The 13,111-nt window shown below is 61.6% G+C and carries 11 protein-coding genes; 6 read left to right on the top strand and 5 right to left on the bottom strand.

From position 1 onward, the window contains the following. Positions 1-163 precede the first annotated feature (163 nt). The 3 genes from E9677_RS17250 to E9677_RS17235 all read right to left on the bottom strand — a co-directional run bounded on the left by E9677_RS17250 (position 164) and on the right by E9677_RS17235 (position 2,896). Positions 164-688: a hypothetical protein gene (locus E9677_RS17250; protein WP_136559300.1), complete on the bottom strand. Its 525-nt coding sequence runs from the start codon at positions 686-688 to the stop codon at positions 164-166. A gap of 14 nt (positions 689-702) precedes the next feature. Beyond that, entirely contained in the window at positions 703-1,878 is a 1,176-nt protein-coding gene (locus E9677_RS17245) for a zinc-dependent alcohol dehydrogenase (RefSeq protein WP_136559299.1), read from the bottom strand. Positions 1,879-2,386: 508 nt separating this feature from the next. Then, a complete protein-coding gene (locus E9677_RS17235; RefSeq protein ID WP_136559297.1) occupies positions 2,387-2,896 on the bottom strand; it encodes a ferritin-like domain-containing protein in 510 nt (169 codons plus the stop codon). 454 nt (positions 2,897-3,350) lie between these two features. Between E9677_RS17235 and E9677_RS17230 the strand changes: the two genes are divergently transcribed. From E9677_RS17230 to E9677_RS17210, 5 genes are all read left to right on the top strand, one after another. Next, a complete protein-coding gene (locus tag E9677_RS17230) occupies positions 3,351-4,232 on the top strand; it encodes a helix-turn-helix domain-containing protein (RefSeq protein WP_205910160.1) in 882 nt (293 codons plus the stop codon). A gap of 122 nt (positions 4,233-4,354) precedes the next feature. Beyond that, entirely contained in the window at positions 4,355-6,430 is a 2,076-nt protein-coding gene (locus tag E9677_RS17225) for a TonB-dependent siderophore receptor (protein WP_136559296.1), read from the top strand. Positions 6,431-6,462: 32 nt separating this feature from the next. Then, on the top strand, positions 6,463-7,332 hold the full coding sequence (locus tag E9677_RS17220) for an ABC transporter substrate-binding protein (protein WP_328591173.1): 870 nt from the start codon (positions 6,463-6,465) through the stop codon (positions 7,330-7,332). Further along, a complete protein-coding gene (gene fhuB, locus E9677_RS17215; protein WP_136559294.1) occupies positions 7,329-9,287 on the top strand; it encodes a Fe(3+)-hydroxamate ABC transporter permease FhuB in 1,959 nt (652 codons plus the stop codon). The genes E9677_RS17220 and fhuB overlap by 4 nt, the downstream gene beginning before the upstream one ends. Then, positions 9,284-10,066 (top strand): ABC transporter ATP-binding protein, encoded by a 783-nt coding sequence (locus E9677_RS17210; protein WP_136559293.1) that lies wholly within the window; start codon positions 9,284-9,286, stop codon positions 10,064-10,066. The genes fhuB and E9677_RS17210 overlap by 4 nt, the downstream gene beginning before the upstream one ends. A 538-nt stretch (positions 10,067-10,604) precedes the next feature. Here the strand turns inward: E9677_RS17210 and E9677_RS17200 are convergent. After that, on the bottom strand, positions 10,605-11,360 hold the full coding sequence (locus tag E9677_RS17200; RefSeq protein ID WP_136559292.1) for an SDR family oxidoreductase: 756 nt from the start codon (positions 11,358-11,360) through the stop codon (positions 10,605-10,607). Positions 11,361-11,441: 81 nt separating this feature from the next. Next, a complete protein-coding gene (locus E9677_RS17195) occupies positions 11,442-12,377 on the bottom strand; it encodes an alpha/beta hydrolase family protein (RefSeq protein WP_136559291.1) in 936 nt (311 codons plus the stop codon). 163 nt (positions 12,378-12,540) lie between these two features. On the opposite strand from E9677_RS17195, the gene E9677_RS17190 reads away from it, so the two are divergent. Beyond that, complete coding sequence (locus E9677_RS17190) at positions 12,541-13,098, top strand: TetR/AcrR family transcriptional regulator (RefSeq protein ID WP_235883014.1); 558 nt, start codon at positions 12,541-12,543, stop codon at positions 13,096-13,098. The last annotated feature ends 13 nt before the right edge of the window (positions 13,099-13,111 follow it).

Here is a 13,111-nt window from a genome sequence, read left to right as displayed (position 1 = left end):
TGCTGACTGCAGCCTGACGTTGAAAAGGAGCTGTGCTGCTGTTCGTGCTTAGAGGCGAGGGCAGGAATCGCTTCCCCTTAAAAAGGGTCTTAGAAAATTGTAACTTGATTGCTGCCGCTCGCTGTAAATCCGCGCTTCGGAAAAGCCCTGCGGGATTTCGGATTTATACCGCGCGAGATGCTTTCGCCAGCCCACGCGACGCCGAGATGCCTTTCGGAAACCCGCTGCGCTCGCTATAATCCCTGATATCGCCGCGATGGCGCATATGGCGCCCTGTCGTTGCGCCCACGGCGAGCAGATCAAGCAGTGTCACGCCGGCGACCATTGCCATCGCCATCGCCACATTGTCTCGTTTTGGATTGTCGGAATGCATGGCTGAAGCCAGCGTGACGATATCGATCCCGTCGCCGGCGATGCGACTTGCAAGCCCCACCTCCTTGTCGACGGAGAGCGTCATCATGCCGGCCCCGATCTCGCGCAGGCCATAGGCTCTGACCATCGTCTCCTGGCCGTCCAGTCCGAGCATACGGGTGATGCGATGTGCCCCGAAGAGTTCGACAAGACCGAGGCCGATGCTGAACCACCCGAGATTACGGGCAAGCCGGTCCGAAGACGAAAGCGAACTCGGTCCCTTTTCCAGAACCTTTGGATCGCCCTTGGAGCGCTTGAGTGTGCTGAATAAATTCATGGCGGGACCTCCGGTTACGGCTTCAGAACGACCTTGATGCAGCTGTCCTGTTTGTCGCGGAAAACCTTGTACATCTCAGGCCCTTCTTCGAGTCCGACGGTGTGGGTGATGACGAAGGAGGGATCGATCTGGCCCTCCTCGATGCGGCGGATGAGATCATCGGTCCAGCGCTTTACATGGGTCTGACCCATGCGGAAGGTCAGCCCCTTGTTCATCGCCATACCCATCGGGATCTTGTCGACGAGCCCGCTATAGACGCCGGGGATGGAGATGATGCCGCCGGGCCGGCAGACATAGATCATTTCGCGCAGCACATGCGGCCGGTCATTTTCCAGCATCATCATCTGCAGGGCGCGATCGACCAGGCTGTCCGGATGGCTCATAGAGACATGGCTTTCCATGCCGACCGCATCGATGCACTTCTCCGGACCCTTGCCTTTGGTCAACTCGTCGAGCCGCTCAACGACACTCTCTTCCTTGAAATTGATCGGGATCGCCCCGCCGGCTTCCGCCATCGACAGCCGCTCGGGCAGATAATCGATCGCAACAACCTGGGCTGCTCCCAGCAACACCGCGCTGCGGATCGCCATCTGGCCGACCGGGCCGCAGCCCCAGACGACGACGGTGTCCGTTGTTTCGATCTCGCATTGCATCGCAGCCTGCCAGCCGGTCGGCAGGATGTCGCTCAGGAACAGCGCCTGCTCGTCGCTCATGCCGTCCGGCACCTTGATATGCGTGCTGTCGGCATAGGGCACCCGCAAATACTCAGCCTGCCCGCCGGGATAACCGCCAGTCAGATGCGTGTAGCCGAACAGGCCACCAGTCGCGTGGCCGAACGCCTTTTCTGCCAGTTCCTTCTTGCGATTGCTCGTTTCGCAGACGGAGAAGTTGCCGCGCCGGCACTGCTCGCATTGGCCGCAGCTGATGGTGAACGGGATGACCACCCGGTCGCCCTTCTTTAAGGACCCGTTCAGGCCGGAACCGGTCTCGACCACTTCTCCCATCGTCTCGTGGCCCATGATGTCACCGGGCATCATTGCGGGGATGAAATTGTGAAACAAATGCAGGTCCGAGCCGCAGATCGCGCAGCTCGTCACCTTGATGATCGCATCCCGCGGATCCTCGATTTCAGGGTCGGATACCCGATCACATCGAATATCTTCCTTGCCGTGCCAAACCAGTGCGCGCATCTTTATCTCTCTGAATGAATCTCGGCATTGCGTGAAAACGTTGAGTCGAGACTACCTATGGAAAATGTTGTCGGGTTGAACCACGCTGGGACCATTTCTACCCGTCGTTTCCAGCGTGTGCAGGGGCCGTGACAAGCGAGTTCAGCTCTTGAGCAGGTAAGTCACAGCGAGTGTCGTGAAACAAATGGCCGCCAGGCAAACCAAGACCACGGGCCAGAACATTGGATAATGAGGGCGGTTACCCGAAAACACGGGTCGCATCGCGCTTCCGTGATCTGCGGACACCTCCTGTTTCTTCCCAGATCGCTGCGCTTTTCGCTCCACATCCACGTCAGCCGCTGGCAGGGCAACACCTCCGGCCTCGGCATCAGTTTCAAGGGGGGCCATGGCAGGATCGAAACCTGGCTGCTTGTCTCCCGTAATCCCCGCTTGGATGTCCCCTCGGAGTTGCGCTGACGTTGAGCCTGTCACTTCAGTCTTGCCAGCCATGCCGCCACCTCATGTTGTTTCAGACTTTCGCGGTCTCTCCGGCTTCGCGCCGTGCGACGAACTCGGCGGTTACTTCTCTCAGGTTATCGCTCAACCAGCCGGCCATGCCTTCCTCTTCAGAAAGATTGTGCCTGAGTGCCGCAATCGATGCTTCGAAGCCGCCCATCTCTGCCATCACGAGAAGGGCGTTATAGGCCGCGATCTCGAAGTGTTCGAAGGCGAAATTTGCGAAGGAGTTCTTCAAGATCTCGTCGTCCGCCATCGAGTGACCCATGGCTGCCATACTTCCGGTGGCCGACAGCATCCAGTCCTTGAGAGTGGAGTTGTCCTCGTCCAGGCTCGCCAGGATGTCCTCCAGGCGTTTCATCTGTACCTCAGTCTCGCGATAGTGTTCCTCGAGGCGTCTGGCGACCTGCGGATAGTTTTCAATCCGCGATATCTGAGGCTTGATGATAGAAAGCGCTTGATTCTCCATTGCGTGGGCGTTCTTCAGGCCAGTGACGAACAGGCTGCGTCTGTCTTCTGCCATGACTCAAAATCTCCTGTGTTAAGGCTGTCGAACTCAACCCCGTCGAAACCGTTCCATGGGTCAAGTCGACAACTTGGTTGTTCCAGCTGCCGTTCAGCACAACGTTCCTCATCGATCTGGCGCGTGGCATAGCGCTAGATCCACTGGATGCTGACGAGCAGGCGTTTTTCGCAATTTACGAGCAGGTAGGCGTGGACGAGCAATCGAGGCTGTGCGATCTGGCCAATGAGCGGCAGCGTTTCGGCTCCCGAGGGCTGTTAGACGGCTAAGAAATTGGGCAGCACGAAAATACTTGACTCAAATAGTTGTGTATTGCATGCCGCTATCGGCGATCGTCTACGCCGTGTCGCAGATGACGTACGGATGCAGTGCGACACGAACTAACCGCTGCTGAGGGCTCAGATGACAATGCGTCCGGTCGGGTCGCATAGGCGGCGCTTTCCGGAGGACTTCAGTGGCCTTTCGTCCACGCATGCAGGCACAAACACGCGCTTACCGCACGCTGCGGCCCTTGTGCGTGCGCACCTGGCCGGGCGTCGTGGCGGATGTATGGCATGTGGAAAGCGGCGCGGATGCCGGCGGCTTCTACCTGTCACCCGATCCGCGTCTTGTCGTCCTTCTCGGCACGCCGCCGCAGAGCCTGTCGCTTAAGACCAGCGAGAGCGGCGACATCACGACCCCCGTCTCCATGGTCTATGTTCCGGCCGGGCAACCCCTGTGGAGTGCCATGGGAGCTGGGGAGCGGTTCTCCCATCTCGACTTGCACCTCGAGGCAGGACCGCTGCAGCAACGTCTGGCCGGTCTCATCCCGCCCGGAAAGCTCTGCGAGACGGTGATGCTGTCAGGCGACCCCGATGCGCCGGTAGCCCGGACCCTTGCCCGGATGGTGGCCGACGAGGTGGAGCGGCCTTCGCGCCCGACCATGATGCTGGACGGCCTTCTCTCCGCCATGCTGGCGGAGGTCCTGAACCTGTCCAGCGAGGGGGCGGAGCACAGTGGCGGACTGTCTCCTCGGCAGATTGCGGCGGTGAAGCGGCATGTGGCCAATGCCATTCCCCGGCGGATCAGCGTGGCCGAACTGGCGCAGCTCTGCGGCCTGTCCGAGAGCTGGTTCAGCCGAGCCTTTGCTCGGAGCACTGGCGAGACGCCGCAGCGCTGGATCGCCCGTCATCGTCTCGAGGCGGCGATGGAACTGATGCTGACCACGGATCGCGGGCTGGCGGAAATCGCGGATGCGACCGGCTTTGCCGACCAGGCCCATCTCACCCGCATCTTCCGGGCGTCACAAGGCCTGCCGCCGTCACAGTGGCGGCGCATGCGCAACGGGCAAGACTGAGGAAAACAAGGCGGAATTGGAAAATTGAGCAGATCCAATCAAATCGCGGCGCTTTCCTTCAAGCGCCGCCACAAAACAAGACTTAATCAGTCATGAATTCTTCACGTCTTGTCGGATGGGTCATGAACATCAGGATCGCACTTTTCGCAGGAGCCAGCCTCCTTGCCCTTCAAGCTGGCGCTGTCGCGCAGGACGGCGCCACGACCGAGCTTTCGGAGATCGTCGTGTCGGGTGAGGGAGGTGCGGCGGCCGAGACAAAGGGCTATGTGGCGAAGTCCGCCGCGGCCGGTACGAAGACGGACACGCCGGTTCTGGAGACGCAGCGCTCCGTCTCGGTCGTCACGCGCGACGAGATGGACGATCGCGGCGCCCAGACCCTCGGCCAGGCGCTGTCGACCACGGCCGGTGTCCTCGGCGAACCCTTCGGCGCCGATCCGCGCTTCGACAGCCCGTCTCTGCGCGGCTTCGACATGCGCAATGCCCAGTATCTGAACGGGTTGCGGCTGATGCGCTCGTCGGGTGCGCCGTCCTACGACATTTATGGCCTGGAGCGGGTGGAGGTGCTTAAGGGGCCGGCATCGAGCCTCTACGGCTCGGGCACGCCGGCCGGCGTCATCAACATGGTCCAGAAGCATGCCCAGTTCAGGGATGCCTATGAGGCCGGAACCGGCTTCACGCTGGATGGCGACAAGGAAGTTTTCCTCGACGCCAACAAGGCCTGGTCTGACACGCTGGCGGCCCGCTTCACCGGCAAGTTGAGCGATACCGAGGAAGACATCGACGAACTGACCAACAAGCGCGGCTATCTGGGCCTTGCCACCCGCTGGTCGCCGTCGGATGCCACGACCGTCGATTTCCTCGCCTCGTATCAGAAAGACTCGCCAATCACGCCGGCCGGCATTCCCTTTGCGCTGACTGGAAAGGGCAATGACGATCGCCTGCGCGATCTCTATATCGGCGATCCCTCGGTCGACGAGTCCGACCGCCGCATGTCCAATATCGGCTACGAGCTTCACCACGAATTCGACAACGGCTGGGCAATCGACCAGTCGGCCCGTTATCAGAAGTTCGACTGGGACTATGCGGGTTTCTATGTATCGAGCCTGACGGCGCCGTCGACCGTCAATCGCGGCGTGATTTTCCAGGACGAAGACACCTGGACGGCCAATCTCGACACGCGTTTCTCCGGCGAGGTCGAGACAGGCGCCATCGACCACAAACTGCTGTTTGGCATCGACCTGCGCAAATACGGCGACAACACGACGTCGCAGTTCGCGACGTCGTCGGCGCTCGACATAAATAGCCCCACTCCGGCAATCGTCGGTGCGCCTTGGTACACGTCGACCAACGATCTCAAGCTTGGACAGGTCGGCATCTACGCCCAGGATGAATTGTCCTTCGACCAATGGCGGGCAACCGTCGGGCTGCGTCATGACTGGACCGACCAGCACGGAACATCCGGCGCGACTATCATCGACCAGCAGGACAGTGCCACGACTGGCAATGTCGGCCTCTCCTATCTCTTCGACAGCGGCTTTGCTCCCTATGTCAGCTACGCGACCTCCTTCGATCCGGTCATCGGTGCCGATATCGCGGGCGACGTGTTGAAGCCGACCACTGGCGAGCAATGGGAAGTCGGTCTCAAATACGAGCCGACATCTTTCGACGGCCTGTTCTCGGTTGCTTTCTACGATCTCACCCAGGACAATGTCAGCGTCTCGGTCACCGAAGGTGGCGTCACCGGGACGCGCCAGATCGGTCAGGTCAAGTCGCGCGGTATTGAGATCGAGGGTGCTGCCGAAATCGCCATGGGCTGGAGCGTCAAGGGCGCCTATAGCTATACCGATGCCGAACAGGTCGGCTCCAACGACGGCAAAATGCCGGCGAACATTCCGCATCATCTGGCAAGCCTCTGGCTGAGCTATGAATTCGCCGAGGACACGGCGCTCACCGGCCTCTCGATCGGCGGCGGTCTGCGCTATGTCGGCGAACGCTTCAACGACAATGCCAACACGGCGTCGCTTGATCCCGTGACCCTGGTCGACCTCGCCGCAAAATACGCGGTGACGGACAAGGCGACGCTCGCGGTCAATCTGAATAATCTGACGGACGAAACCTATGTGGCCAATTGCGGCTCCTTCGGTTGCTACTACGGTGCGGGCCGCTCGGTCATGGGAACCCTAACCGTCCGGTGGTAATGTTTGATCGACCATATGGCCGGAGGGCCCTTTTGAAGCTGTTCGCTGCGACAGGACTCGCCGGTGTTCCCGTTCATATGCATGCCGCACCTGTGGCACAATCAGGCGCCGCAGGTCTGCGTCTGGCGGCGATCGACTGGGCCATGCTGGAAACCGCCTGGGCGATCGGCCATGTGCCTGTGGCTGCCAGCGAAATCATAAGGTTCCGCATCGAAAGCGCGAGCGTCCCGCTGCCGGCGGAAACGCTGGATCTCGGCCTGCGCGGCACGCCGAATTTCGAGCAATTGCGGTTTTCCGCCCCGGACCTAATCCTCTCATCTCCCTTCTACACACGGCACGAGGCCGCTCTGAGTGCTGTCGCACCGGTCTTCAGCCTGCCGTTCTTCGTTCGCGGCGAGCCGTCCCTGCCGCATGCGCTCGACGCGATCGAGGCGCTGGCAGAGCGATTGGACGACCCAGTGGCCGGACATCGCTCGCGCCAGGATGCCGAGACGCAGTTCGACCGGATCGCGGCCCGGCTGAAAGCGCATGCCGACCGGCCGGTGATGCTGATCGATTTCGGCGATGCCCGCCATTTCCGCGCCTTCGGCTTCGACAGCCTCTATGGGTCCACGCTCACGCGGCTTGGCCTTGCCAATGCCTGGCAGGACGGCACACAATTCTCCTTTGCAGCACCCGTACCGCTTGACCGTCTCGCGGATATGCCGGACGCCAGCTTCGTCATCGTCAGCCCGGTGCCGCTCGAAGCGCGTGAGCAGTTGCAGCGCTCGGTGCTGTGGAATGCCTTGGTCCCGGTCAAGGCGGCGCGCGTCCATCAACTCTCCGCCACCAATGCCTTCGGTGGCGTGCCCTCGGCGCTCACCTTTGCCGAAGGTCTCGCCAAGGCTCTGGCGACCGCATGAAATCCTTGCCCATCCTCCTCCTGATGGTTGGCGCTCTGCTGTGGTTTCTCGCGGCAAACGCGCTGCTGCCCGTCGATGCCTGGAAATACGCATTCTTTCCCGCAGGCGAACGTACGATTGAACAGATCCGCCTCGTCTATGGCCTCATGCCGCGCGCCGTCGTGGCGGTGCTGGTCGGCGCGGCGCTGGGGCTCGCGGGCAGCCTCCTGCAGCGCCTGCTGCGCAATCCGCTCGCCGATCCGACGGTGCTGGGCGTGTCGGCCGGGGCGCAATTGGCGCTTGTCGGCGCCACCCTCTTTGCGCCGGCGCTCCTCGCCCCCGGCCGGCTTCCGGTCGCACTCGCAGGCGCGGCCGTTTCCGCCGCACTGGTTTTCCTCATCGGCCAGAGACGCGGTTTCGAGCCGGGTCGCCTTGTCGTGGTCGGCCTGTTGACGGGGCTCATGGCCACGAGCCTCGCAACAGCGCTCACGCTCGCCCATGGCCAGTATCTCCTGTCGCTGGTGATTTGGAACGGCGGCTCTCTGGTCCAGCAGGACTGGTCCGCCGTCACCCGCCTCTCGGTCGTTCTGGGTTTCAGCCTGGTCGTGGCGCTGGCTCTGCTACGGCCGATGCGATTGCTGTCGATCGGCGGGGAAACGGCCGCAGCACTCGGCATGCGGGTTGGCCTCATCCGCGCCATGGTCATCGCCGTTGCCGTCCTTTTGACAGCCATGGTCTCGGCCGAAGTCGGCCTCATCGGCTTCATCGGCCTAGCCGCCCCGACGGTGGTCAGAGCAATCGGCTTTCGCCGCGAGGCATCGCGAATGATCGCCTGCATGGTGGCGGGCGGTGGCCTGCTTCTCCTCTGCGACAGCGGCGTGTTGCTGCTCGACAAGGCCGTCGGCGAGATGTTCCCGGTCGGTGCCGTCACCGGGTTGATCGGCGGGCCGCTGATGCTTTGCCTCTTGCCGAGGCTTTCTGGGCGCACGCCGCCTGCCGGTGGGGGGGCGGGCGAGACGCGGCAAGTCGGCTCGGCCTGGCGGCCGATGACGGTGCTGGTGGCGCTGCTGTTTGCCGGCTCGCTTCTAGGGCTCGTGCTCGGCCGCGGCCCTGATGGCTGGACCTTCCTCGACACGGATCAGTTTTCGGCTTTCCTGCCCCTGCGCCTGCCACGATTGCTCGCCGCGATTGCCGCCGGCGCGCTCCTCGCTGGCGCGGGTGCCATTCTGCAAAGAACGACCTCCAATCCGCTCGCTTCTCCCGAAGTCATGGGTGTCTCTTCGGGTTCGGCGCTCGGCTTCGGCCTCGCGGTGTACCTCATGCCGGCGCCGGATGCCTTGACGCTCCTGCTCGCTGCAGGCCTTGGCGGCTCCGTGGTGCTGGCTGTCGTCGCGCGCGTCGCGGTCAGAACCGGGATGCCGACGGACCGCATCCTGCTGACGGGCCTGGCAATCAGTGCGCTCGCCACAGCCGTGCTCTCCGCCATGATGTCCGGTGGCGATGCAAGAGCCTGGGTCATCCTCACCTGGCTGTCGGGATCGACCTCTATGGTCGGCATGACTCAGGCTTTCGTGCTGCTGGTCTTGGCCGGATTGCTTCTCCACTTCTGTCTGCTCGCTGCGCGCTGGCTGACCATCCTGCCGCTCGGGGCCGAGATCGCCGGTGCGCTCGGCCTGTCGCGCCTTGCCCGGGTGAGCCTTTTCCTCGCCGCCGGCATCGCGACAGGAACGGCGACCGTGCTGGTCGGCCCCGTCAGTTTCGTCGGGCTCATGGCGCCCCATCTCGCCCGCGCGCTCGGCCTGACGACGGCAAGCGGCTTTGCTGCTGGATCCATGGTCATCGGTGCCTTCCTGATGATGCTGGCCGACGCCGGTTCGCGTCTGGCCGCCTTTCCCTATGAACTGCCGCTCGGCCTGTTCGCTACCCTGATCGGATCGCCATGGCTCCTGCTGCATCTGACGAGACGGACGCGATGAAGCACCTGTTCGAAATCCGAAACCTGACCATCGAACTCGGCAGCCGCGCAACGTCGCGCCAGGTGATCGAAAGCCTGGACCTCGACATTCCCGCAGGCCGCACCGTCGCCCTCATCGGCCATAACGGCTCTGGCAAATCGACGCTTCTGAAGGCGCTCGCCCGCCAGATCGGAAGAACCTCTGGCGAGATCGTCACCATGGGCCGTCCGCAGGACACCTGGTCCGCGCTCGACCACGCCCGCGCACTCGCCTACCTGCCGCAATACACCCCCGCCGCCGAGGGCATGACGGTACGCCAGCTCGTGGCGCTCGGTCGTTATCCCTGGCATGGTGCGCTCGGCCGCCCAACGGCCGCAGACAGAGAGGCCGTCGAAGCCGCCATCGTCGAATGCGGTCTGTCGGACTATGAAGGCCGCCTCGTCGATAGCCTGTCGGGCGGCGAGCGTCAGCGCGCCTGGCTCGCCATGCTGCTTGCTCAAGGTGCGAAGGCGCTCCTCCTCGACGAGCCGATCTCGGCGCTCGACATCGCCCACCAGATCGAGGTGATGAGCCTCGTGCATCGTCTGTCGGAAGCCGGCCGTTCGGTCGTGGTCGTCCTTCACGACGTCAATCTCGCCGCTCGCTTCGCCGATCACATCATTGCGCTCAAAGCCGGAAAGGTTGTGCTGAACGGCACGCCCTATGACCTGATGCAACCGGATGCCTTGTCCCGGGTCTATGGTCTTGCCATGGATGTGGTGGAACGTCCCGGCCGCTCGCCGCTCGCCAGCGCCCTTTGAGGGTGCCGTGGACAATTACAGGATCATCGCATGCTAAAACAGTTTTTCGCCTATTCCCGTCCTTGAAAGGGCCTGTTCTGGCTGGATTTTTCTGTGCCGTCCTCTCCGGTCTGATGGAGCCTGCCTTTCCGCTCGCCGTCACCGCCTTAATCGACACGCTCCTGCCGACGGGCAACTGGACACTGACGGCGATCGCGGCTGGCGGCCTTCTGGCTATCAAGTGGCAGAGAAGTCTATTTAAAGAGGTGCTCGGAAATTAGCGTTTACAGAAGAATTCTTTCAGAAAGCTTGGCCCTCGCTGCCTGAGCTTGTTATTTACAATGATCTCAAACTGGGCCTGCCCTATAAGGTTGGTCGTTTGTGCGGCAATGCCGGGCCAGAGTTTACTTCAAAATGGATTAGTTCATCGGGGCAAGGTCAGGGCAAAACCAGGCGTCGGCGCGCGACTGGCGCGTCAGCCTGCTTGTTGCCCCCCATGCTCTTGTTCATTTGACCTGTCCAACAAAAGAGGCGCATGGCTCGTCTGACGTATCTAGGCTCAGTCTGAAGCGGCCTTCGCGAATAGCGATACCGCGTCCACACCCGCAGGTATGCGGAACGGTGAAGACCCATCGGTGACTGCCTGCCAAACCGCCGCTGCCACGTCGCTTGCGCTGGTGACTTCAGCCAGCTGCTGCGACGCTCCAGAAAACACCTGTTTTGCCCAGTCGGCGTAAGCCTCGGGTATACCGTTTTGCGAGCGCACACGCGCGGCCGCACTGAAAGAGGTATCTGGCGCTCGCCCTGGAATGACAATCCGAACCCGTACGCCAAAGGGCTCGACCTCAAGCGCAAGATTTTCGCTAAATGCTTCAATGGCCGCTTTACTAGCGGTGTAGGCGGACAGCATAGGAAATGGCTTGAGCGTTACGGCCGATGATATATTGACGACCACGCCCGATCCTTGTTTGCGAAAGCCCGGCAAAACGGCTTGTGTCATCGCCATGGTCCCAAATGTACTGAGCTCGAATATCTGGCGCGTATCGTCAGCCGACACGCCTTCGAGGGCGCCCATGAGGCCGGCGCCCGCATTGTTGACCAAAGCATCGATCGGTCCCGCGTCTTGGACGGCGCTGGCTATGCTATGAGCGTCAGTCACGTCGAGGGCGATGATATGAAGCCGTTCGGATTTCGGTAGCAGGTCCGCACGTGGTGTGCGCATCGTGGCGATGACAGTCCAGTTGCGATCGAGAAAATAGCGGGCTGTCTCTAACCCGAAGCCGGACGAACTGCCGGTAATGAGAATCGTATTCATGAGAAACTCCTGTTGGTGGTGCCGATATGATGCGGCGCTGTTGGCTGGCGCCGGGGGGGCGAGAGCAGTGCATCGGTCGGCCTACTTCGTTTCGAGCCTTCCTTCCGGTGTCGTTTCCGCCGCCAGCTTGGCGATCGCTTCGGCGAATGCTGGATTTCCGGGATAGAGCCCACTCCGCAGGAAGGCGGTTGAAAGGTGCTGGATGGCAGCGACACGCCGCGGGCGCTCGTCCGTCGTCTCCCGCGCCTCGTATCCCGGTATGCCGCCAAGCGCATGCTCGCCGCCGAATGCCGTGAAGAGCGCCTTCGGCGAGGGGCTGAGATCATAAGCGTCACGCCACCAGTCTGGACCGCGCACGGTCAGTCCGCCTTGGTCATGATCGCCCGCGACGACAAGGGCAGGGGCGGTCATGGTTGAATAGTCAGGATACAGGAACGGATATGTGCGGGCTGCGTGCTCGGTCAGGTCTCGGCCGCTGCCCGGCACGGCCAGCAAGACACCTGCCTTCACTCGGTCATCTTTGCGATTGATCACCGAGCCGTCGATAGGGTCAGGATGGCGCGCACCGAGAAAGGTACTGGCTGACTGTGCGCCCCATGAATGTCCGGCGACTGCGATACGCGAGCGATCCAGCCGGCCACGAATGATTGGCGCTTTGCCCTCGATATGGTCAAGTCCGTCTAAAATGGTCGCGAGGTCTTGCTCGCGACAGCGCCAGAAATCTGGACGGCGCGGATCGTCCGGGGAAAGGGCGAGCACACGCGAATCCAGATGGGTCGGCTGGATCACGACAAATCCATGGGCCGCCCAGTATTCAACGAGGGGACCATAAGCATGAAGCGACTGGCCGTTGCCGTGGGAGAAAAGGATGATGGGTAGTCTATCGCCGGTAGCGGGTGCAGAAACTCGAATATGGAGATCGATACCCCGGGTGGGCGATGGCAGATTAATTGGTGCGATCGAGATAACGGGGGATATGCTGTAATCTCTGGTGACTTCATGGAGGGGGCTAGACATGGTACGTAGAACCTCTCAAAAAAAACGGATCAATGATCCGATTAAGTCTATACGGAACAATGATCCGGATATCAAGTGGGTGTGACTGGCCGTGCCTCAATCTGACGAAGTTATCGATCCTGGCTCTGTTGTAAGGGGTAAAAATGCAACCTCCGTACCACGAATGCGCGCAGACGCCCGCAAAAACGAGGAAGCAGTTCTGGAAGCGGCCAAGATCGTCTTCGCCCGTTCGGGAGTAGATGCTCCGATCCGGGAGATCGCGGCGCAAGCGAGTGTTGGACTTGGTACACTGTATCGCCGTTTCCCAACCCGAGCAGATCTTGTCGCCGCGGTCTTTCGCCGCGAAGTCGATGCGTGTGCCGATGCAGCGGCAACACTTGCCTCCGAGCGTTCGCCAGCTGACGCAATGGCGGCTTGGCTGATGCTCTATACGCGTTTCCTGGCCACCAAGCAGGGATTGGCAGCCGCACTCCATTCCGGCGATGCGGCTTTTGCCACCTTGCCGGACTATTTCCGCAGTCGGTTTGAGCCAGCACTATCCATGTTGCTGGATGCCGCAGCCCATGCGGGTGAAGTTCGTTCTGACGTCTCGCCCTACGATCTGCTGCGCGGCATTGGAAACCTCGCCGTGGCATCAGGAGAGGATGGCGCCGCGCATATTGAACGCATGGTCATGCTGCTCCTTGATGGCATGCGGCATGGGGCGGTGAAGTCCTCGTAGACATGAAGGCGCC

The organism is Peteryoungia rhizophila (assembly GCF_004912145.1).
GTDB classification, from domain to species: Bacteria; Pseudomonadota; Alphaproteobacteria; order Rhizobiales; family Rhizobiaceae; genus Allorhizobium; species Allorhizobium rhizophilum.
Note: the sequence above shows the minus strand (reverse complement) of the source record. Positions and strands in the feature narration are given on the sequence as shown.